Here is a 21,429-nt window from a genome sequence, read left to right on the forward strand (position 1 = left end):
ACTGCCTCATGAACCGTTCCCAGAACGCCACGCCCATTCCGCAGAGCATTCAGCACACCATCGCCGTTTACCAGGTGTTGCAGATGCTGCTCGCGGTCGAGGGCGAAGACGCCCGGGCCGCGGTGCTGCGCCGTGCGGGCATCTTGCCCGCCCTGCTGGAATCGCCTCTGGCGCGGGTCACCCAAACCCAGTTTGCCCGCCTGATGACCACGCTGGTGCGCCACCACCGCGACGAGTTCTGGGGCCTGAGCACCACCGCGCTGCCCTTGGGCTCGTTTGCCATGGGCTGCCGCATGCTGGTGGGCCACCGCAAGCTGGGCGACGCTCTGCGCGCCGGGCTGCGTTATTACCACGCACTGCTGGTCGACTTTGTGCCCCGCCTGCAGGTCAGCGGTGGCGTGGCCTACCTGCGCATGGGCTCGCGCCACACTCTGGCGGCCCGGCAGGTCTATGCCGTGCGCGTTTTCATGTTTTTCAGCTACGGCGTCATGTGCTGGCTGGCGGCGCGGCGCATTCCGGTGGATGACGTCGTCTACCAAGGCAGCGACGTGGCCCGCCGCAGCGATGCGTCCAAACTGTTCCAAGCACCCATCCGCCTCATGGAGGGCAAATGGGGTTACCGCTTTGACGCCAAATGGCTCGACCTGCCCGTGGTGCAAAGCCACGAAAGCGTCGAGACCTTTTTGGTCATGCCGCGCGCCTGGTTCAACATGTCCTTCCTCAAGGTCGGCCTGGTGCCCGACGTGGGTGCGCTCTACACCTTGCCCCGCGTGGTGGGCGTGCAGCGCGCCAAAGAAATCATGCTCTCGGCACGCGACATCGACGCGCATGAGGCCGTGCGTCTGGGCATCGCGATGGAGCTGCACGAGCCGGACCAGCTGCTGCCCCGTGCGCAGGCCTTGTCCCGCAGCTTTGTGGGCGCATCGCCTGCGGCGGTGGCCTCGATCAAGCGCAACCTGAACAATGCCTTGGGCGGTGGCCTGCAAGACATGCTGAGCGCCGAAGCGCAGGCCCAGTCCCTGGCCGCAGGCACCGCCGAGCACCGCGAAGCCGTGGGGCGGTTTTTGAACAAGCAGGCGCCTTTTTTTGCTTGGCCTGTCCGAAAAGACTGAAGTGAACTGCGGTTTTTGGTGGGAGCGGTCTGTGACCGCGATCAATGCGCCGATGTGTTTCGCCATCGCGGTCAGAGACCGCTCCTGCTGCAAGCTGCCCCAAACCAAGGGCAATCCCTGAGTTCGGCAATCCGAAAGACCTGGTTCAGCATTCGAAGATTGTTCAGAATCACTGAACGCCGCAAGATACAACAACCCCCAGTGGGGTGACGCTGGCTCACCAGACGTTCGCCGCGTGACCTGAAGGAGAAAAAATGAGCAAAACAGGATTGGTTCAAGACAAAGTCGTGGTGGTCACGGGCGCAGGTGGCGGCATTGGCCGCGACATCGCGCTGGCCATGGCGCGTGAAGGCGCCAAGGTGGTGGTCAACGACATCGGCGCTTCGGTCTCAGGCGAAGGCCAGGACGCCGGCCCCGCACAAAAAGTGGTGGACGAAATCAAAGCCATGGGCGGTCAGGCCGCGGCCAACACCGACAGCGTGGCCGACCCCGCCGGCGCAGCCCGCATCGTCCAAACAGCCATCGACAGCTTTGGCCGCATCGACGTGGTGGTCAACAACGCCGGCATTTTGCGCGACCGCTTCTTCCACAAGATGAGCATGGACGAATGGGACGCGGTGCTCAAGGTGCACCTGTATGGCGCTTTTTATGTCAGCCGCGCCGCCGCCCCGCACTTCAAGGAGCAAGAAAGCGGCAACTACATCCACATGACCTCCACCTCGGGGTTGGTGGGCAACTTTGGTCAGGCCAACTACTCGGCGGCCAAGCTGGGCCTGACGGCGCTGTCCAAGTCGATTGCGCTCGACATGCAAAAGTTCAAGGTGCGCTCCAACTGCATCTCGCCTTTTGCCTGGAGCCGCATGATCGGCTCGATCCCGACCGAGACGCCCGAAGAGCAGGCCCGCGTCGAGCGCATCAAGCAGATGACGCCCGCCAAGATCGCGCCCATGGCCGTGGCCCTGGCCAGCGACGCCTCGGCCCATGTGAACGGCCAGGTCTTTGCCGTGCGCAACAACGAGATTTTCTTGATGAGCCAGCCGCGTCCGATCCGCTCGGTGCACCGCAGCGAGGGCTGGACGCCGCAATCGGTGCTCGACCAAGCCATGCCCGCGCTCCAATCCAGCTTTTTTGACCTGGAGCGTTCGGGCGATGTGTTCAGCTGGGACCCCATTTAAGGAGCCGCGATGAGCGACCACCCACAAGGCCTGCAGGCCCAACACCAGGCGGCCCTGGCCGAAGGCCGCTTCCTGATCCAGCAATGCAAGGCCTGCGACCAACACATTTATTTCCCGCGTGAAGTCTGTCCGCATTGCGGCAGCCACGACCTGGCCTGGGTGGCCCCCACAGGCTTGGGCTCGGTGTATTCCGTGACCACCGTGCGCCGCAAGCCGGATGCGGGCGGTGACTACAACGTTTGCCTGATCGATCTGGACGAAGGCGTGCGCCTGATGGGCCGTGTCGAGATCAGCCCGGTTGATGCCGTGCAGGTGGGCCAGCGGGTGCAGGCCCGTGTGGTGGTCGAAAAAGGCCAGAGCATGGTGGTGTTTGACCCGGTCAGCACAGCGGCAAGCGCTGTCAAGCCCGTGCCCCGTGGACCGGCCGCATCGGCGGCGGTGCACACCTCCACAGGTCTCAAGGCTTTGCGCGGCAGCGCTGCCATCGCGGGCGTGGCCACTTTCGGTTGTGGCGAAGCCACGGGCTTTAGCGAAATGGAAGTGCTGGCCCGCGCGGCGCACGCCGCCGTGGCCGATGCTGGCCTGAAGATGAGCGACATCGACGGGCTGTGCACCGCCAGTGTGCTGTCCACCATGTGGCCCATGCCCGTGACCGAGTATTTGGGCATCAACCCGCGTTACATCAACGGCACCATGCTCGGCGGCTCCAGCTTTGTGGCGCACATCTTGCCCGCCATGATGGCTTTGCAGTCGGGCCAGTGCAATGCGGTGCTGGTCTGCTATGGCAGCACGCAGCGCACCTCGACCTTTGGCCGGGCCGAGATCGCGCAGGCGCGCCGCGTCATGGACCCGCAGCCTTACGAAACCCCCTACGCACCGATGCAGCCGCTGAGCGCTTACGCGCTGGCCACGCGCCGGCACATGCACCAATACGGCACCACCCGCCGCCAGTTGGCCGAAGTGGCGGTGGCCGCCCGCGCCTGGGCGCAGCGCAACCCCGAAGCCTTCATGCGCGACCCCTTGTCGATCGACGATGTGCTGGCTGCCCGCATGGTGTCCGACCCCTTGTCCGTGCGCGACTGCTGCCTGGTCACGGACGGTGGCGGTGCTTTTGTGCTGGTGCGCGCCGACCGTGCGCGTGACCTGCCCCAAAAGCCGGTCTACGTGCTGGGCAACGCCACCGCCAACTGGAACCGCCAAATTTCGGCCATGCACGACCTCACGGTGACCGCCGCCAGCCAGTCCGGCCGCGAAGCCTTTGCCATGGCGGGCCTCGCGCCTGCCGACATGGGCGTGGTGCAGCTGTATGACGCTTTCACCATCAACACCTTGCTGTTTCTGGAGGACCTGGGCTTTTGCAAAAAAGGCGAAGCCGGTGCCTTTGTGGAGGGCGGCGGCATCGCACCCGGTGGCCACCTGCCGGTCAACACCAACGGCGGCGGCCTGTCGTGCACGCACCCGGGCATGTACGGCATCTTCACCGTGATCGAAGCCGTGCGCCAGTTGCGCGGCGAAGGCGGCGAGCGCCAAGTGCCCGGCGTGCAGACTGCGCTGGCCCACGGCAACGGCGGCACGCTGTCCAGCCAATCGACGGCCATCCTCGGCACTTCTGAAACTTTGTAAATACGCCGAGCATTCACCATGATCCGAGACCCCGAAACCTTTGAAGCCCTGCTCGACTCGGTGCGCCGTTTTGTGCGCGAGCGCCTGGTGCCTGCCGAAAACGAAGTGGCCGAGACCGACGAGATCCCGCCTGCCATCGTGCAAGAGATGCGCGAGATGGGCCTGTTCGGTCTGACCATCCCCGAGTCTTATGGCGGCCTGGAGCTGACCATGGAAGAAGAGTCGCGCCTGCTGTTCGAGCTGTGCAAAACCTCGCCCGCTTTCCGTTCGGTGATCGGCACCACGGTGGGCATTGGCTCGCAAGGCATCTTGATGGACGGCACCGAAGAACAAAAAGCCTACTACCTGCCCAAGCTGGCCACGGGCGAGTTGTCGGCCTCGTTTGCGCTGACCGAGCCCGAAGCGGGCTCGGACGCGGCCTCGCTGCGCACCACCGCCATTCGGGGCACCGACAGCGCGGGCGAGCACTACATCGTCAACGGCACCAAGCGCTACATCACCAACGCGCCGCATTCCAAAATTTTCACGCTCATGGCGCGCACCAACCCGGCCGACAAGGGCGCGGGCGGTGTGTCGGCCTTCATCGTCGACGCCCAATCGCCCGGCATCAGCTTGGGCAAAAACGACAAGAAGATGGGCCAAAAAGGCGCGCACACCTGCGATGTGATGTTTGACAACGTGCGTGTGCCCGCCGTCAACCTGATCGGCGGCCAAGAGGGCCAAGGCTTCAAGACCGCCATGAAGGTGCTCGAAAAGGGCCGCATCCACTTGGCCGCCGTGTGCGTGGGTGTGGCCCAGCGCATCCTGGACGACGCGCTGCGCTACGCCATCGAGCGCAAGCAGTTCGGTCAGCCGATTGCCGAGTTCCAGCTGGTGCAGGCCATGCTGGCCGACAGCAAGGCCGAGCTGTACGCGGCCGAGTGCATGGTGATCGACGCCGCCCGCAAGCGCGACGAAGGCCGCAGCGTGTCCACCGAGGCCTCGTGCTGCAAGATGTTCGCGTCCGAGATGTGTGGCCGCGTGGCCGACCGTGCGGTGCAAATCTTGGGCGGAGCCGGTTATTTGGCCGAGTACGGCATCGAGCGCTTTTACCGCGATGTGCGCCTGTTCCGCCTGTATGAGGGCACGACCCAGATCCAACAAATCATCATTGGCCGCAACATGGTGCGCGAAGCGCGCGCCTGAGGCCAGCAAGACCATGAAAACCCGCGTCACCGAATTGCTGGGCATCCGCTATCCCATCATCCAAGGCGGCATGCAGTGGGTGGGCAAGGCCGAGCTGGTCTCGGCCGTGTCCAACGCGGGGGGCTTGGGCGTGCTCACGGCCCTCACCCAGCCCACACCGCAGGCGCTGGCGCACGAGATCGCCCGCACCCGCACGCTCACCCACCTGCCCTTTGGTGTGAACCTCACCATCTTGCCCTCGATCAACCCGCCGCCCTACGCCGAGTACCTGCAGGCCATCATCGACAGCGGCATCAAGATCGTGGAGACCGCAGGCAACAGCCCCAAAGACTTCATCGGCCGCATGAAGGACGCGGGCATCACCATCGTGCACAAATGCACCTCGGTGCGCCACGCCTTGAGTGCCGAGCGCCATGGCGTGGACATGGTCAGCATCGACGGCTTTGAATGCGCGGGCCACCCCGGCGAGGACGATGTGCCGGGTCTGGTGTTGATTCCGCTGGCTTGCCAGGCGCTGCGTGTGCCGGTCATTGCCTCGGGCGGCATTGCCGACGGGCGCGGCATGGCAGCAGCCCTGGCCTTGGGCGCCGAAGGCGTGAACATGGGCACGCGTTTTTTGGTCACGCAAGAAGCGCCGGTGCACGACAACATCAAACAAGCGCTGGTGGGTGCCACCGAGCGCGACACGAAACTGATGTTCCGCACGATGCGCAACACCACCCGCGCCTGGAGCAACGCGGTGTCGCAAGAAGTGGTCGCCACCGAAAATCGCGAAGGCGGCTGCAGCTTTGAAGACATCCGCCACTTGGTCGCAGGCCAGCGCGGCAACCAGGCCCTGCAATCGGGCGACGTCAACGGTGGCGTGGTCGCAGCAGGTCAGGTCATCGGTCTGATCGACGATGTGCCCACCTGCGCCGACCTGATCGAACGCATGGTGGCCGACTGCCGTGCGGCTCTGGCGCGTGCGCAGGCCTGGTCGCATCCCCCTTGAGCGCCGCCCCAACTGATCACCCCCAAGCCAGCAACCCTAAAAAACCCAGGAGACAAACCATGAAAAAACCCCCATCTACCCAGCGCCGCTTGCTGATCGCCCTTTTCGGGGCGGTGTGCACCACATCCGCCATGCCCCTGTGGGCCCAGTCCACAGGCAACAACACCGTCAAGCTCATAGTGGGTTATGCCCCGGGCGGGCCCGTGGATTCATCGGCGCGCGTGTTTGCGCCGGTGCTCAGCCGCGAACTGGGCCAGCCCGTGATCGTCGAAAACCGGCCTGGCGCGGGTGGTGCAGTGGCGGGCAACACCGTGGTCAGGGCCGCGCCCAATAGCCTGGAAATTTTTTATGCCGCCAGCCCCACCATGACCATCAGCCCCCATGTGCTCAAAGCCATGGCCTTTGACCCGCTCAAGGACATGACCCCGCTGGCCACCATCCTCAGTTATGCCAACGTGCTGGTCATCAACCAGAACCAGCCCTTCAAGACCTTGCCCGAGTTGGTGGCCTTTGGCAAAGCCAACCCCGGCAAGCTGGCCTACGGCTCGGCCGGCATGGGCGCATCCAACCACCTGAGCGGCGAGTTGTTTGCACGGCGTGCAGGCATCACCATGACGCATGTGCCCTACAAGGGCAACGCCCCGGCCATGACCGACGTGATGGGTGGGCAGATCCAGATGATGTTTGACATCGTGGGCGGTGCCAAGGCCCACATCGACGGCGGCAAGGTGCGCCCCCTGGCCGTGACCTCCAAAGAGCGCAACCCGGCGCTGCCGCAGCTGCCCAGCATGAGCGAGTTGGGCGTCCGTGATTACGACGTTGGCGGTTGGTACGGCCTGTATGGCCCGCTGGGCATGAGCGCCGAACTCAGCCAGAAGATCACGGCCGCCACCGCGCGCGCCCTGCAAGACCCCGAGCTGAACAAGCGCTGGGTGGACCAGGGCTACGTAATTTGGAATGCCAAACCTGCTGAACTGGCCGAGCGCATGCGCCGCGAACATGCGCTGTGGGCCGAAGTGACCAAGGGCATGACGTTTGAATAAAGCATGTCGTTGCAATTGACCCCCCACACCCGCATTCACCATCTGTTTGACGAACGCGTTGCGCAGGCGCCGGACCATCCTTTTTTGTTTCTGACGCAGGGGGTGATGACGCTGGGGCAGTTGGCGCAGCAGGTGGACCTGTTGGAGGCCGAACTGCGCCAAGCGGGTGTGCGCGTGGGCGACCGTGTGCTGGTGGCTGCAGAAAACTGCCCCGAGCATGTGGCCCTGGTGCTGGCCTGCAGCCGTGTCGGAGCCTGGGCCTGCGGGGTCAATGCCCGCGTGACGGCGTCTGAGTTGGCGGGCTTTGCCGACAAGGCCGATGCCCGCGTGCTGTATTTCACGGTGGGCGTGTCCGAGGCGGCGCGCCAGCATGCGGCGCAGCACAACACGCAAGCCAGCGTGCTGCCCGGCTTGCAGCGCGCAGCCGTCAGGCCGAAGGCCACCGCGCAGACCGGCGATCTGGCGGAGCAGGTGGCCGCGATCATCTTCACCTCGGGCACCACCGGCCAGCCCAAGGGCGTGATGCTCACGCACGCGGGGTTGCTGCAGTTTGCGCGGGTTTCAGCGCAGTCGCGCCAGTTGGGGCCGTCGGACCGGTCGTACGCGTATTTGCCCATGACGCACATCTTTGGTTTGGGCACGGTGCTCATGGCCTCGCTGCACGCGGGCTCGGGCCTGCTCATGCGCAGCCAGTTTGACCCGGCCGATGTGTTCGATGCGCTGGCCCACCAAGGCATGACGCAGCTGCAAGGCCCGCCCGCCATGTTCACCCGCTTGCTGGCCTGGCTCGACACTCAGGCGATCGATCACCCTGCTGCGCCTGATTTGCGCTACGTCTACACCGGCGCTGCACCGCTGGACCGGAGCGTCAAGCAGGCCATTGAGGCGCGCTTTGGTAAACCTATGCACCACGGCTATGGCCTGTCGGAATACGCAGGCGCTTTGACGCTGTGCCGCTTGAACGAATGGCGCGCAGACACCAGTGCTGGTTATTTGGTCGAAGGGGCCGAGCTGCGCATCATGAGCCCGCAGGGACAAGACTTGCCAGCAGGTGAGACGGGCGAGATCTGGATGCGCGGCGTGGGCCTGATGCCGGGCTATTTCCGTGACCCCGACATCACCGCGAAAGTCATCCAACCCGGCGGCTGGTACGCCAGCGGTGACCTGGGCCGACAAGACGCCGATGGCGCTTTGCAGGTGGTGGGGCGTCTGAAAGAGATGATCATCCGCTCGGGCTTCAATGTGTACCCCGGCGAGGTCGAGGCGGTTTTGCTGGGCTGGCCCGGTGTGCAAAAAGCGGCGGTGGTCGGGCGCAAAGCGTCCGATGGCAACGAGGACATTCTGGCCTTCATCGAAGCCAAACCCGGCGTGCAGCTGGACCTCCAGGCCCTGAAGGCCCATGCCCATGAACATTTGTCGCCTTACAAGCGGCCCTCGGTCATGGCCTTGGTGCCCGACATGCCCATGACACTCAGCGGCAAAGTGCTCAAGCGCGAACTGCTTGAACAATGGGCCGTAGCCCAGGCACGCCAGGCATGACCCCGCTTCTTGACTTGTAAAGGCGGACTTTCACAAAGACAGACGGCCCTTCGGCCCCAACTGCGCGAAGATCGACCCTATGACAACCTCATCAAATTTAGACGACGAACAAGTGGCTCACCTGCGCAGCTGGGAAGGCCGCAGCGAAACGCTGACCGACGAGATCGTGGCCGCCCCGCTGCGTTGCCAAAGCGCGTTGCTCGACCGCGATGACACCCGCCAAGACGCAGGCAGCGAAGTGCCGCCGCTGTGGCACTGGCTGTACTTTTTGCCTCAGGCACGGCAAAGCCAGATCGGGCCCGACGGCCACCCCTTTCGTGGTGGCTTTTTGCCCCCCGTGCCGCTGCCCCGGCGCATGTGGGCTGGCGGCCGTCTGCAGTGGCAAACCAACAACCCGCTGCGCGTGGGCGATGCTGCGCAAAAGCATTCGCGCATCGCCTCGGTCAAGCACAAGGTGGGCCGCACGGGCGACCTGCTGTTTGTCGAAGTCGAGCATGCTTTCAGCAACGCCCAAGGCCTGTGTCTGACCGAAACGTACGACATCGTGTACCGCGCTGCGGCCGTGCCCGGTGCCCCTGAAGTGCCGCCCACTTCGGCCGAGACCGATGCCCCCTGGCAGTGCGAGTTTGTGCCCGATCCGGTGTCGCTGTTTCGCTATTCGGCGCTCACCTTCAACGGCCACCGCATCCATTACGACCGCAGTTACGTCACGCAAGTAGAGGGCTACCCCGGCCTGATCGTGCACGGCCCGCTCATTGCCACTTTGTTGGTGGACTTGGTGCGCAGACAAGTGCCTGGTGCGAACTTGACCTCGTTCCAGTTTCGTGCCGTGCGACCCACCTTTGACCTGCACCCCTTCCGCCTGAACGGACGCCCGTCTGCCGACGGCAAGACGATTGAGCTGTGGGCCAGCGACCCCGAAGGCTGGCTCACCATGCAAGCGCAAGCCACCTTGGCCTGAAATTTTTACCATCACCACCACCATGCAAACCACACCCGACCCACACCAAGATATCCGCGATGCCGTGCGCGCCCTGTGCGCCCAGTTCCCTGACGAATACCACCGCAAAGTGGATGAAAAACGCGGTTACCCCGAAGAATTTGTCGACGCGCTCACCAAAGCCGGCTGGATGGCCGCGCTGATTCCGCAGGAATACGGCGGCTCGGGCCTGACCATGGCCGAGGCCTCGGTCATCATGGAAGAGATCAACCGCTCGGGCGGTAACTCGGGCGCGTGCCACGGCCAGATGTACGTGATGAATTCCATTGTGCGCAGCGGCTCTGACGCACAAAAGAACACGCTCTTGCCCAAGATCGCTACCGGCGAGTTGCGCATCCAGTCCATGGGCGTGACCGAACCCACCACGGGCAGCGACACCACCCAACTCAAAACCACCGCTGTGCGCAAAGACGGCCGCTGGGTTATCAACGGCCAGAAGGTCTGGATCTCGCGCATCCAGCACAGCGACCTGATGATTCTGCTGGCCCGCACCACGCCCGCCGACCAGGTCACCAAGCGCTCCGAGGGCCTGTCGTGCTTCCTGATTGATTTGAAGCAGGCCATCGGCAACGGCCTGACCGTGCGGCCGATTTTGAACATGGTCAACCACGAGACCAACGAGCTGTTTTTTGACAACCTCGAAATCCCCGAAGACGCGCTCTTGGGCGAAGAAGGCAAGGGCTTCAAGACCCTGCTCGACGGCCTGAACGCCGAGCGCGTGCTGATTGCCGCCGAGTGCATTGGCGACGGTTACTGGTTCATCGACCGCGCCACGAAATACGCCAAGGACCGCGTGGTCTTTGGCCGCCCGATTGGCCAAAACCAGGGTGTGCAGTTTCCGATTGCCGACGCTTTCATTGAGCTGGAAGCGGCCAACCTGATGCGCTGGAAAGCCTGCGAAAAAATCGACGCCATGCAAAACGCCGGTGCCGAAGCCAACATGGCCAAGTACCTCGCGGCCAAGGCCAGTTGGGAAGCGGCCAACGTCTGTCTGCAAACCCACGGCGGCTTTGGCTTTGCTTGCGAATACGACATCGAACGCAAGTTCCGCGAAACGCGTTTGTACCAAGTCGCGCCTGTCTCGACCAACATGATCTTCAGCTACGTGGCCGAGCACATCCTCGGTTTGCCCCGTTCGTTTTGACATGGCCTCGCTCAGACCGCTGGACGGCATCACCGTCGTCTCACTCGAACACGCGATTGCCGCGCCGTTTTGCACCCGGCAACTGGCCGACTTGGGCGCACGCGTCATCAAGGTTGAGCGGCCCGGCTTGGGCGACTTTGCCCGCGCCTACGACACGCGGGTGCGCGGCCAGGCCTCGCACTTTGTGTGGACCAACCGCTCCAAAGAAAGCCTGACGCTTGACCTGAAAAATCCTGACGCCATGGCCGTGCTGCGTGACCTGCTCAAGGACGCCGACGTGCTGGTGCAAAACCTGGCGCCCGACGCGGCCGCGCGCATGGGTTTGTCGTTTGAAGCCCTCAGCGCCACTCACCCCCAACTGATCGTTTGCGACATCTCGGGCTATGGCGAAGACGGCCCCTACCGCGACAAAAAAGCCTATGACCTTTTGATCCAGAGCGAAGCGGGCTTGCTGTCGATCACCGGCACGCCCGAGGCACCGTCCAAGGCCGGCAACTCGATGGCCGACATCGCGGCCGGCATGTACGCCTACACCAACATCCTCTCGGCCCTGCTGTTGCGCGGCAAGACTGGCCAAGGCAGCCACATCGACGTGTCCATGCTTGAAGCCTTGAGCGAGTGGATGGGCTACCCGCTGTACTACGCCTTTGAAGGCGCCGCGCCGCCACCACGCACGGCGGCCTCCCACGCCAGCATCTACCCCTATGGTCCGTTTGCAGCGGGCGACGGCGGCACCGTGATGCTGGGGTTGCAAAACGAGCGCGAATGGAAAGTGTTTTGCAACGTGGTGCTGGGCGATGCGGCCTGGGCCAGCGATGCGCGCTTTCACACCAACGCCCTGCGCAACACCCACCGCGCAGAGCTGCAGCAATTGATCCTGAGTGTGTTCGCGGCCATGAGCACCGCCGAGGTTGAAGCGCGTCTGGACCAAGCGCAAATCGCCAATGCCCGCATGAACGACATGGCGGGTGTGTGGGCGCACCCGCAGCTTAAGGCCCGCCAGCGCTGGCAACAGGTGGGTTCGCCGGCGGGCGAGATCCCCGCCTTGCTGCCACCCGGGCGCAACAACCGATACGACTACCGCATGGACCCCGTGCCCGCCGTGGGCGAGCACACCGAGGCGATCTTGCGCGAGCTGGGCCTGGACGATGCGGCCGTGCAGGCCCTGCGCACAAACAAAGCCATCTGAGCCCAGTGACCTATGGCGCTTGCAAAACTCACAATGGTGGACAACAGGTCCCCTCGCAGGTCGGCGACTTTAGCCCCGACATGGACCAGTGCGGCACCCACCTTGTCGGACCTGAAGGCACCGACCTACAAGGCGAGGCCAGTGGTTTTCCGTAGGTCGGCGGCTTTAGCCCCGACATGTATCGATCAAGCCATTTGAGACAGACCACAAGGAGACAGCCATGACAAACAATATGACATCCAACACTGCCCAACTCGCCACCTTTGCAGCGCAGCTGCGCTTCGAAGACATCCCAGAGCCCGTGGTTCGCAAGACCGAAGACTTGCTGGTCGACTGGTTTGGTGCCACGGTGGGTGGACATGGTTCGCGCCCTGTGGAGAACATCAACCGCTTTGCGCGAGCGATGGGTTCGGCCCAGGGTTCAGCCGAGGTGATCGTGGACGGTAACCAAAATTCCCCCTACCTGGCCGCCATGGTCAACGCCGCGGCGTCGCACGTGGCAGAGCAAGACGATGTGCACAACGGTTCGGTGTTTCATCCGGCCACGGTGGTGTTTTCGCCTGCGGTGGCGGTGGCGCAGGCGCTGGGGGCCAGCGGCCAACAGTTGCTGGCCGCATCGGTGGTGGGCTACGAAGTGGGCATTCGCGTAGGCGAATTTCTGGGGCGATCGCACTACCGTGTGTTCCACACCACCGGCACGGCAGGCACGCTGGCCGCTGCTGCTGCTGTGGGGCATTTGTTGGGGCTCAATGCCCGTCAGATGCAGCACGCTTTGGGTTCGGCCGGCACGCAGTCTGCCGGTTTGTGGGAGTTTTTGCGCACAGCCGCCGACAGCAAGATCCTGCACACCGCGCATGCGGCCGGCGCAGGCCTGATGTCGGCTTACCTGGCGCAGGATGGTTTTACCGGTGCCGCCGACATCTTCGAAGGCCCGCAAGGCATGGCCGCTGGCATGTCCAGCGACGCCGACCCGGCACGCTTGATCGACGGTCTGGGCACCCGTTGGGCCACGGCGGAAACCTCTTTCAAGTACCACGCCAGCTGCCGCCACACCCACCCGGCGGCCGACGCTTTGCTGCACGTCATGCAAACCCATGGGCTCAAACCAACGGATTTGGCCCAAGTCGTCACGCATGTGCACCAGGGGGCCATCGACGTGCTGGGCCCGGTGGTGAATCCCACCACGGTGCACCAGAGCAAATTCTCGATGGGCACGGTGCTGGCCATGGCGGCGCAGTTTGGCCACGCTGGCCTGAACGAATTTGAACAAGCCTTCCAGACCGAGGCCACCCAGGCTTTGCGCGACAAGGTGGTGATGGTGCTGGACCCGGAAGTGGACGGCGCCTACCCCAAGCGCTGGATCGGCAAAGTGAGTGTCACCACCACCGACGGCCGCGTGCTGCACGGCCGCGTCGACGAGCCCAAGGGCGACCCGGGCAACACCCTCTCGCGCCAAGAGATCACCGACAAGGCCTTGCGCCTGGCCGCCTTCAGCGGCGGCGCCACGCCCGAGGCCATGCGCAAAGCCCTGGACGCACTTTGGCAAGTGGCGACCTGGCCCAAAGTGGGCGTTCTTTTGACATGAGCTTGGCATGAGCTTGTTACCGCTGGCGCAAGCGCGCAGTTTCCTGTTTGTGCCCGGCCACCGCCCCGAGCGCTTTGCCAAGGCCTTGGCCAGCGGCGCCGATGCGGTGATCGTGGACCTGGAAGACGCTGTTCCGCTGGACGCCAAAGACGCAGCACGCGCTGCCTTGGCAGCGGCTTGGCCGGGTTTTGAAGATGCCCAACGCGCCCGCCTTTTGGTGCGCGTGAACCCCGCAGCCACACCTTGGCACGAGGCCGACCTGTTGGCGCTTGGCCACTTGCCCGGCTTGGGTGCGGTCATGCTGCCCAAGGCTGAAAGCGCGCAGCAGATTGAGCGCGCCTTTCAGGCCTGCGGCGTGCCGGTGCTGCCTTTGATCGAAAGCGCCGAAGGCGTGGGGCAGATGGACGCCATGGCCCGTGCAGAGGGTGTGCTGCGTTTGGGTTTGGGGCACATCGACCTGCAGGCCGATCTGGGCATGCGCTGCGGACCCGACGAAGCAGAACTCGCGCCCATTCGGTTGGCGATGGTGCTGGCCTCGCGCCGTGCCGGTTTGCCCGCCCCGGTGGATGGCGTGACCACCGCCACAACCGATGCGCAGGTGTTGGCGCAAGACGCGCAGCGCAGCCGCCGCTTTGGCTTTGGTGCCAAGCTGTGCATCCATCCTGCACAAGTGGTGGGCGTGCACCGGGCCTTGGCCCCGACCGAGGCCGAATGTGTCTGGGCCGAGCGCGTGCTGGCTGCGGAAGTAGAGGCCCGTGGCGGTGCTTTCAGTGTGGACGGCAAGATGGTCGACCCGCCCGTGCTCTTGCTGGCACGCCAAATTCTCCAAGCGCCTCGCGCTTGAAAAGGCCGTTATTCTGAATTCTGGCGGGTGCCTATTCGTTGGGACTTGGGGTGGGGCCTGTGGTGGGGCGTGGGCAGTCTGATCGGCGACAATCGGCGTCCAGCACATCCAAAGCCATGCACATCAAAACTTTCTCTCTTCTTTCCCTTTTCTTTGCCATCGCCGCAGGCACCTTTGGGCCCACGTCGGCTTCTTTGGCAGCCAAACACCCTGAGAGCAAGACCGCTGCGGCCAAAAAGGCGGTGTCCAGCAAAAAAGCGGCACCCGGCAAAAAAGCTGCAGCCGCCGCCAACGCAATGCCGCCATTGGCGGCGCAGCTTGCTTTGGCCGACAACGCGCCAGCGCTGCCCACCAAGGCCTGGCTGTTGATGGACTACGACTCTGGCCAGGTGCTGGCCTCGGCCAACCAAGACGAAGCCCTGCCGCCCGCGTCGCTCACCAAAATGATGACCAGCTACATCGTCGAGCAGGCCTTGCGCTCGGGCAAGCTCAAACCCACCGATCTGGTCAGCGTCAGTGAAAACGCCTGGTGCCGGGGCACCAGTGCCGAGTCGTGCATGTATTTGCCGCTGAACAGCCAAGCCACCGTCATCGACATCCTGCGCGGCATCATCGTGCAGTCGGGCAACGACGCATCCAAAGCGATTGCCGAGCACATGGCGGGTTCCGAAGCGGGATTTGCCAAACTGATGAACGCCGAGGCCCAGCGCCTGAACATGACGAAGACGACCTTCGTCAACCCCACGGGCTTGCCCGACCCGGCGCACAAGTCGTCTGCGTTTGACCTCGCCATCTTGGCGCGAGCCATCATCCAAGACGGCGCCGAGTACTACCCCCTCTACGCCGAGCGCGAGTTCAAGTACAACGGCATCAAGCAAGGCAACCGCAATGCCTTGCTTTACACCGACCCCACCGTGGATGGCCTGAAAACCGGCCACACCTCAGAGGCGGGCTTTTGCCTGGTCACCTCGGCCAAGCGCAACGAGATGCGCCTGATCTCGGTCATCCTCAACACCCACAGCGCCCAGGCGCGCGCGGACCAGACGCGCGAGCTGCTGGCCTGGGGTTACAGCCAGTTTGAAAAAGCCACACCCATCCCGCCGACGGCGGTCGTTGCCACGGCCAAAGTCGGCTTTGGCAAGGCCGACACGGTCCCTGCCGTTTTGGGCGCACCGTGGATGCTTACTGTGCCGCGTGGCCAGCAAGTGCAGACCACGGTCGAGCTCAAGCCAGGTCTTGAGGCGCCCATCGCCAAAGGCGCGGTGATTGGCAAAGTGGTGGCGACCGCCAACGGCAAACCGGTGGGCGAAACCCCGCTGGTGGCGCTAGCCGAGGTGGAACGCTCGGGCCTGCTGCTGCGCGCATGGCAGCACGTGGCCAATTTGTTCGGCCGCTGAGCCTTGTTCGTTCAGCCAGCGACTGCCCATGTCCGTGCACTTTGATCTGGTTGACCTGCGCCTGATGGTGCGGGTGGCCGAAGCCAACAGCCTCACCAAAGGGGCCGAGGCCTCGCACATCTCGCTGCCTGCGGCCAGCACGCGCATCAAAAACCTCGAAGAAAGCATCGGCGCCAAGCTGCTCAACCGCCACAGCCAGGGCGTCACGCTCACGCCGCCGGGCCAGGCCTTTGTGCACCGCGCGCGTCTGGTGTTGGGCCAGATCGAGCACCTGCGCGGTGACCTGCAGGAATACGCCAGCGGCATCAAAGGCCACCTGCGCGTGTACGCCAACACCACGGCCCTGGGCGAGTTCTTGCCCGATGTGCTCAAGCTTTACCTGGCCACGCACCCCGATGTGAACATCGACCTGCAGGAAAAGCTGTCGAATGAAATCGTGCGCGCCGTGATGGACGGCAAGACCGACATCGGCATCGTGGCCGGCTCGGTGCGCACCGAAAGCCTGCAGACCTTGCCCTACCGCTCGGACCGCCTGGTGCTGGTGGTGCCGCATCTGCACCCTGTGGCCGAGCTGCCCAGCATGCCACTCATTGACGCGCTGGAGTTTGACCATGTGGGCCTGCACGAAGCCAGCGCCTTGCACGCCTTCTTGAACCGCGAATGCGAGCAGTTGAACAAGCCGCTCAAGGTGCGCATCCAGGTGAGCAGCTTCGAATCGGCCTGCCGCATGATCGAGGCGGGTGTGGGCGTGGGCGTGCTGCCCGAATCGGCCGCCCGCCGCCACGCCCGCAGCATGGCCATCCGCCTGGTGCCCCTGTCTGACGCGTGGGCCTTTCGGTCCATGCAAATTTGTGTGCGCAATCTGGATGAGCTGCCTGCTTTTGCGCGGGACTTGATTGATTTGTTGGCAGAGGATGCGCGCTTGGCGATGGATCAAGCGCGTTGAGACGACATCCTCGACAGCACATCAAACACCGCTGCCGTGTCGTGCTCGGCGTGCCCCAGGGCCATGGCGGCGTTGTAAATGGGCACGGTGGCGGCAAACAGCGGCGCGGGTACTTGGGCCTCGGCCAATGCGGCGGCAATCAGCTGCATGTCTTTTTGCCAGATACCGACTTTCATGGTGGCGGTGTGCCAGCCTTCGTCCTGCATCAGGGGGCCACGCACTTGCAGCATGCGTGAGCCGCCTGCACCGTCGCTGAGCACCTTGACGGCGTCTTGCGGTCGGATGCCCCAACGCTGGCCCAGCAGCAAGGCTTCGGCAGTCGACACGTTGTGGATGGCCACCAGCAAATTGGCCATCAGCTTCATCTTCATGCCATTGCCAAAGGCACCCAGGTCAAAAGTGCTTTTTGAGAAACCTTCAAAGACGGGTGCCAGTTGCTGGATCGCCGCCTTGGGGCCGCTGGCATACACGGTGAGGTCTTTGTGCACGGCTTGCGCCCCGGTGCCTGACAAAGGGCAGTCGAGCATGACGATGCCTTGGGCTTTGAGCGTGTCGCGGGCGGCGGTTTTGTCGGCGATGGCGAGCGTGCTGGTTTCGACCACCAGCAAGTCGCGCTGGCCGACAGCGGCGATCTGTTGCGCCGCACCGTGCAAGGCCTCTGGCCTCGGCAGTGAGCAGATGATGACTTGGGCATCGGCTGCCAGATCGGCCGCCGATGGGCGTGCCGTGCCCCCGGCCGCTTTCAGGCGCTTCATGGCTTTCGGGTCGGGGTCGTAACCCGTGACCAGAAAGCCCGCCTTCATCAGGTTCACGGCCATGGCCTGGCCCATGATGCCTACGCCCAGCATGCCCACACGCTCAATCGGCGCCTTCAGTTTCACGGGCCTGGCCACTGGGGTGGCCCGGGATTTTTTGGCAGGACGGCTCATGTGGGCTGCTGTATGGCCATGTCGATGTGGGTGTCCTCAGTCGGCCTTGATGCCCAGGTCGTTGATCACCTTGTTCCAGAAGGCGTAGTCGCCGTTGGCCACGGTGTCGAGCGCGGCGGCGCTGGTGCCCGTGGGTGTGAGGCCCAGCTCAATCAGGCGGGCTTGGATTTCGGGCAATTTCACGATCTTGACGATCTCGGTGTTGAGCTTGGCAATGATGTCGTTGGGCGTGCCCGTGGGCGCAAAGATGCCGTGCCACGAGCTGCCGATCACGCCGTTGACATCCAGGTTGGCGTCAAACTCGGTCATGGTGGGCACGTCGGGCAGGCCGGGGATGCGCTGCGCACCTGAGATGCCCAGGGCCTTGACTCGGCCTGACTTGATGAGCGGAATGGCGGTGGTCGAGGCCTCGACCGACAGGCTGATCAGGCCGCTCATCACATCGGGCGAGGGGTTGGTTTTGTAGGGTACGTGGTTGAGCTTGATGCCCAGCCGCTGCGACCACACCTCCAAAGCCACATGGGGCTGCGAGCCGACGCCCAAAGAGGCAAAGTCGATCTTGCCCGGGTTCGCTTTGGCGTACGCCACCAGCTCCTTCATGTTGTTGTAAGGCGCTTTGGGCGTGGCGGTCAGCACATGGGGCACTTGCAAGATTTGGGTGACGGCCTTGAAATCACGCGGTGGGTTGAACTTGGCGTCTCGGTACACATTGGGGGCAATGGCGTGCGAAGCCTTGACGCTGAAAAACAGGGTGTAGCCATCGGCCGGTGAGGTGGCCGCAGCCACGGCGCCGATCATGCCGCCCGCGCCGGGCCGGTTGTCGACCAACACGGGTTGGCCCAGGGCCGTGCTCAGCTTGTCGCCAATCAGGCGGGCCACCACATCGGGCGAGATGCCGGCTGGGAAAGGCACCACCAGCTTGATCGGGCGATTGGGGTAACCCGCAGTTTGCGCAAAGGCTTGGGGCAGGGTGCTGAGCGTTGTGGCTGCAGCCAGGGCAATCAAATGGCGGCGTTTCATGGGGTTGTCTCCTGAAGGGATGGTTGGATTCGAACCCATCCTAGGGAGGTACACCCCCGCAGAACATCACGTTAACCCCTAAGGGCAGACGCATGGGTTACAGCGGGCGCTGTGGTTCCTCTGAGCGGTGCAGCCTGCCACCCCGGCCTTGACCGGATCAACTGCATTGACAGATGCAACTTCAGCGGTTGACGTTGACCACCACCCGCCCGCGCACTGGGCCCGCCAGAATGTAGGCGACCAGACCGATGGCGTCCGCCAAGTCCATCTCGCGGCTCAAGCCACGTGAGAGGCCTGTTCGAAAAAGCCAAACCCATCAGCCGTTCCAGCCAGATAAAACCTATGAAGAACGTGACGGCATTGATGGTTCGCGGCGCATCGGATGAGCGTGCGGGCAAAGTGACCGTCAAAGACGAAGCTTTGACAGACACGATGCGGTTCATGCCTTAAACAGAAAACGACAGCGCTGAGACGTCATCGCGTCTGATTTCTTGACCACGCCATTGGTCGACCACTGTTTTGGTTTGCATCATCAAAGCTTCTGCGCCCAAATGGCGTTGAGCTTCCAAATGCTGCAACAAACGGCGTGGACCAAAGGCGCGGCTGTTGTCACCACCGGGTTGGTCCAGCACGCCATCGGAGGCCATGAAGAAGGTTTGGCAGTTCTCCAAAGGCAACTCGTACTCTTCCAGCGGTGTGTAAGGCACTTGTCCTGGGTAGCCTAGGGCTTGTTTTTCACCAAGCAAACGGATGATCGGCGTGTTGTCTTTGGGGACGATGAAGCAGTTGGTGCGCGCCCCAGAGAAAGACACGGTTTTTTTCTGGGTGTTGATTTTGCACAAGCCCGCATCAAAGCCGTCGTTGGACTGGCAGTCTTCGCGGTCTTGGTTGAGCGCGTTGCGAATCAAATTGCCCAATTTGGACAGGGCCTCGCCGGGTCCAATGTTGGGCTGTTCGGAGTAGATGCGGTTGAGCACACTGACGACCAACATGGACATGAGCGATCCTGGAACACCATGGCCCGTGCAATCGATCAGCGCCAAGGTGAAGCAACCTTCAAAGTCCTCTTCTGTGCGCCAGTAAACGTCACCACCCACCACATCGCGTGGCTCCCACAAAACGCCCACCGAGCGCAAGCCATCTTGCAGCGCCACGCGATTGGGCAGCAAGCTGGACTGGATACGGCCCGCGTAGTTCACGCTGTCCATCATTTCGGTGTGCAACTCGGCCAAGGCTTCGGCGCGTGCATGGTTGGCTTCAACCAGGTAGTTGAGCATGTCGGTGTTGATGCCGATGCCGGCATAAACGCCGTTTTCGGTGATCAGAAAACCGCCTGTGCTCAGCGACAAGCCCATGTCCAACATTTTTTGCGAAGCCAAATCAATGCTGGTTTCGATGTCAAAAGTCGGGAAAACCTCTTGAACCAACATTTTGGCGCTGCGGTTTTGATAGACCGAAAAGTGCAGCGGGTTGGAGGCGGTGGACAAAGCCGATTGGCGGTCAATCAGGCCAATCGCCTGTTTGTCGGCGTTAAAAACGGGCACGACCAAAAGGTCATCGTCTTTTCTGAAGTTGGCGATGACCACGCCGCATTTTTCAGTTTCTAAGATGCCTTCTTGATGACGCAAGATGGATCGGACTTTTTGCTCAATCATGGGACTGGATTCCTTCTAAAGTGTTGGCCATATCACGAAGACGAGCCACAAGGCTCAAACGGTCAGGCATGGACAAGTTACCGGGTTTGACCACCATCTTGTCCAAGCCTTTTAAATCGAGCCGCAATTCAGAAGTGTGTGAACGGTTGGTGTCACTCACTTTGACGATGGCGTAAGTTTTGATTGGCATGGGAATGCCTTTGAGTTCCAACAAATCGCGCTCTGCAACTTCGACAAAATCTTTGACCTGCGCATAGGTTTCATGCGAGATCAAAACCCCACCGGGTTCACATTTGCTTTCGATTCGAGCGGCCAAATTGACCTCGCCACCCAAGATGGTGTAAGCCATGCGGCTGTGGCTGCCGAAATTGCCCACGTTGCAATAACCCGTGTTGATGCCAATGCGCGTGATAAAGGGGTATTGCAACCCCTCGCGTTGCCACTGAATGTGCAGTTCTGCCAAGCGCTCTTGCATTTCGTAAGCCATGCGGACACAGGCCAAGGCGTCTTCTTGAGGGCCACGGCTATCGGGATCGCCGAAAAAAACCATCATCGCATCACCGATGTATTTGTCGATGGTGCCCCCGTATTTGGCGGCGATGTCGGACATTTCCGAGAAGTAAGCGTTGATGTAGTGGGTCAAGACCTCAGGCTGGATGACCGACGAAATCTGCGTGAAACCTTGGATGTCCGAAAAAAATACCGTCAGTAATTTTCGTTGGGTTTTGATCTCTAGTGACTGATCGCCTTTGAAAATCGAGTCGTAAATTTGCCTTGGCAAATACTTGGCCAGTTGGTCGGCGACCCCTTCGAGTTTCTTTTTCTCAATCTCCAGCTCATCTGAAACGGCCTGAAGCCGAAGCTCATTTCGGTCGCTGATCCGGATCATGCGTGAAAAGTTTTTCAGCAATCTTCCGTAATCAGCAATCAGCTTGGCATAAACATCAGGCCTGACCAGTTCCGGCGTATCGGTCAGCAGTTTTTCACTTTCGACCAAAACCTCATTTTCTTTGGCCAAAAAAGAATCGGTCACGCCAGCCTTTCAGTGGAGG

Annotated in this window: 18 protein-coding genes and 1 pseudogene; 15 read left to right on the top strand and 4 right to left on the bottom strand. The window is 62.6% G+C overall.

The genetic code is table 11. The features are described from left to right. Positions 1–8: 8 nt before the first annotated feature. The 15 genes and pseudogenes from Q0O99_RS00850 to Q0O99_RS00920 all read left to right on the top strand — a co-directional run bounded on the left by Q0O99_RS00850 (position 9) and on the right by Q0O99_RS00920 (position 16,773). A complete protein-coding gene (locus Q0O99_RS00850; RefSeq protein ID WP_293747551.1) occupies positions 9–1,112 on the top strand; it encodes an AraC family transcriptional regulator ligand-binding domain-containing protein in 1,104 nt (367 codons plus the stop codon). A 254-nt stretch (positions 1,113–1,366) separates the two neighbouring features. Beyond that, complete coding sequence (locus tag Q0O99_RS00855; RefSeq protein ID WP_293747552.1) at positions 1,367–2,287, top strand: SDR family NAD(P)-dependent oxidoreductase; 921 nt, start codon at positions 1,367–1,369, stop codon at positions 2,285–2,287. Between the two features lie 9 nt (positions 2,288–2,296). After that, a pseudogene (locus Q0O99_RS00860) lies at positions 2,297–2,614 on the top strand (Zn-ribbon domain-containing OB-fold protein); the annotation flags it as partial. Between the two features lie 33 nt (positions 2,615–2,647). Then, complete coding sequence (locus Q0O99_RS00865; protein ID WP_293747693.1) at positions 2,648–3,910, top strand: thiolase; 1,263 nt, start codon at positions 2,648–2,650, stop codon at positions 3,908–3,910. A gap of 18 nt (positions 3,911–3,928) precedes the next feature. Next, positions 3,929–5,095: an acyl-CoA dehydrogenase family protein gene (locus Q0O99_RS00870; protein WP_293747553.1), complete on the top strand. Its 1,167-nt coding sequence runs from the start codon at positions 3,929–3,931 to the stop codon at positions 5,093–5,095. A 13-nt stretch (positions 5,096–5,108) separates the two neighbouring features. After that, positions 5,109–6,086, top strand: a complete 978-nt coding sequence (locus tag Q0O99_RS00875; RefSeq protein WP_293747554.1) for a nitronate monooxygenase family protein — start codon at positions 5,109–5,111, stop codon at positions 6,084–6,086. A gap of 59 nt (positions 6,087–6,145) precedes the next feature. After that, positions 6,146–7,129, top strand: coding sequence for a tripartite tricarboxylate transporter substrate binding protein (locus Q0O99_RS00880; RefSeq protein ID WP_293747555.1), 984 nt, complete (start codon positions 6,146–6,148; stop codon positions 7,127–7,129). A gap of 3 nt (positions 7,130–7,132) precedes the next feature. After that, positions 7,133–8,668 (top strand): class I adenylate-forming enzyme family protein, encoded by a 1,536-nt coding sequence (locus Q0O99_RS00885; protein WP_293747556.1) that lies wholly within the window; start codon positions 7,133–7,135, stop codon positions 8,666–8,668. Positions 8,669–8,747: 79 nt separating this feature from the next. Further along, the gene (locus tag Q0O99_RS00890; protein WP_293747557.1) at positions 8,748–9,629 is read left to right on the top strand and encodes a MaoC family dehydratase N-terminal domain-containing protein; all 882 of its coding nucleotides are present in this window, start codon (positions 8,748–8,750) and stop codon (positions 9,627–9,629) included. Between the two features lie 22 nt (positions 9,630–9,651). Next, entirely contained in the window at positions 9,652–10,812 is a 1,161-nt protein-coding gene (locus Q0O99_RS00895; protein ID WP_293747558.1) for an acyl-CoA dehydrogenase family protein, read from the top strand. A gap of 1 nt (position 10,813) precedes the next feature. Next, a complete protein-coding gene (locus Q0O99_RS00900) occupies positions 10,814–12,001 on the top strand; it encodes a CaiB/BaiF CoA-transferase family protein (protein ID WP_293747559.1) in 1,188 nt (395 codons plus the stop codon). A gap of 220 nt (positions 12,002–12,221) precedes the next feature. Continuing rightward, positions 12,222–13,586, top strand: coding sequence for an MmgE/PrpD family protein (locus Q0O99_RS00905; RefSeq protein ID WP_293747560.1), 1,365 nt, complete (start codon positions 12,222–12,224; stop codon positions 13,584–13,586). Positions 13,587–13,593: 7 nt separating this feature from the next. After that, a complete protein-coding gene (locus Q0O99_RS00910) occupies positions 13,594–14,430 on the top strand; it encodes a CoA ester lyase (protein WP_293747561.1) in 837 nt (278 codons plus the stop codon). A gap of 116 nt (positions 14,431–14,546) precedes the next feature. Next, positions 14,547–15,827 carry a D-alanyl-D-alanine carboxypeptidase family protein gene (locus tag Q0O99_RS00915; protein WP_293747562.1) on the top strand — a complete coding sequence of 427 codons (1,281 nt, stop codon included), beginning with the start codon at positions 14,547–14,549 and terminating at the stop codon, positions 15,825–15,827. 28 nt (positions 15,828–15,855) lie between these two features. After that, positions 15,856–16,773: a LysR substrate-binding domain-containing protein gene (locus tag Q0O99_RS00920; RefSeq protein WP_293747564.1), complete on the top strand. Its 918-nt coding sequence runs from the start codon at positions 15,856–15,858 to the stop codon at positions 16,771–16,773. Here Q0O99_RS00920 and Q0O99_RS00925 read toward each other — a convergent pair. The 4 genes from Q0O99_RS00925 to Q0O99_RS00940 all read right to left on the bottom strand — a co-directional run bounded on the left by Q0O99_RS00925 (position 16,761) and on the right by Q0O99_RS00940 (position 21,410). Beyond that, entirely contained in the window at positions 16,761–17,702 is a 942-nt protein-coding gene (locus tag Q0O99_RS00925) for an NAD(P)-dependent oxidoreductase (protein WP_293747566.1), read from the bottom strand. The genes Q0O99_RS00920 and Q0O99_RS00925 overlap by 13 nt on opposite strands. 36 nt (positions 17,703–17,738) lie before the next feature. Next, entirely contained in the window at positions 17,739–18,722 is a 984-nt protein-coding gene (locus Q0O99_RS00930) for a tripartite tricarboxylate transporter substrate binding protein (RefSeq protein ID WP_293747568.1), read from the bottom strand. A 446-nt stretch (positions 18,723–19,168) separates the two neighbouring features. Next, the gene (locus tag Q0O99_RS00935; protein ID WP_293747570.1) at positions 19,169–20,377 is read right to left on the bottom strand and encodes a SpoIIE family protein phosphatase; all 1,209 of its coding nucleotides are present in this window, start codon (positions 20,375–20,377) and stop codon (positions 19,169–19,171) included. Further along, positions 20,370–21,410: an adenylate/guanylate cyclase domain-containing protein gene (locus Q0O99_RS00940; RefSeq protein WP_293747572.1), complete on the bottom strand. Its 1,041-nt coding sequence runs from the start codon at positions 21,408–21,410 to the stop codon at positions 20,370–20,372. Before Q0O99_RS00940 ends, Q0O99_RS00935 begins: the two co-directional genes overlap by 8 nt. Positions 21,411–21,429: the final 19 nt, after the last annotated feature.

This window comes from Limnohabitans sp. Rim8, from assembly GCF_945901735.1.
In the GTDB taxonomy this organism is placed as follows: Bacteria; Pseudomonadota; Gammaproteobacteria; order Burkholderiales; family Burkholderiaceae_C; genus Limnohabitans_A.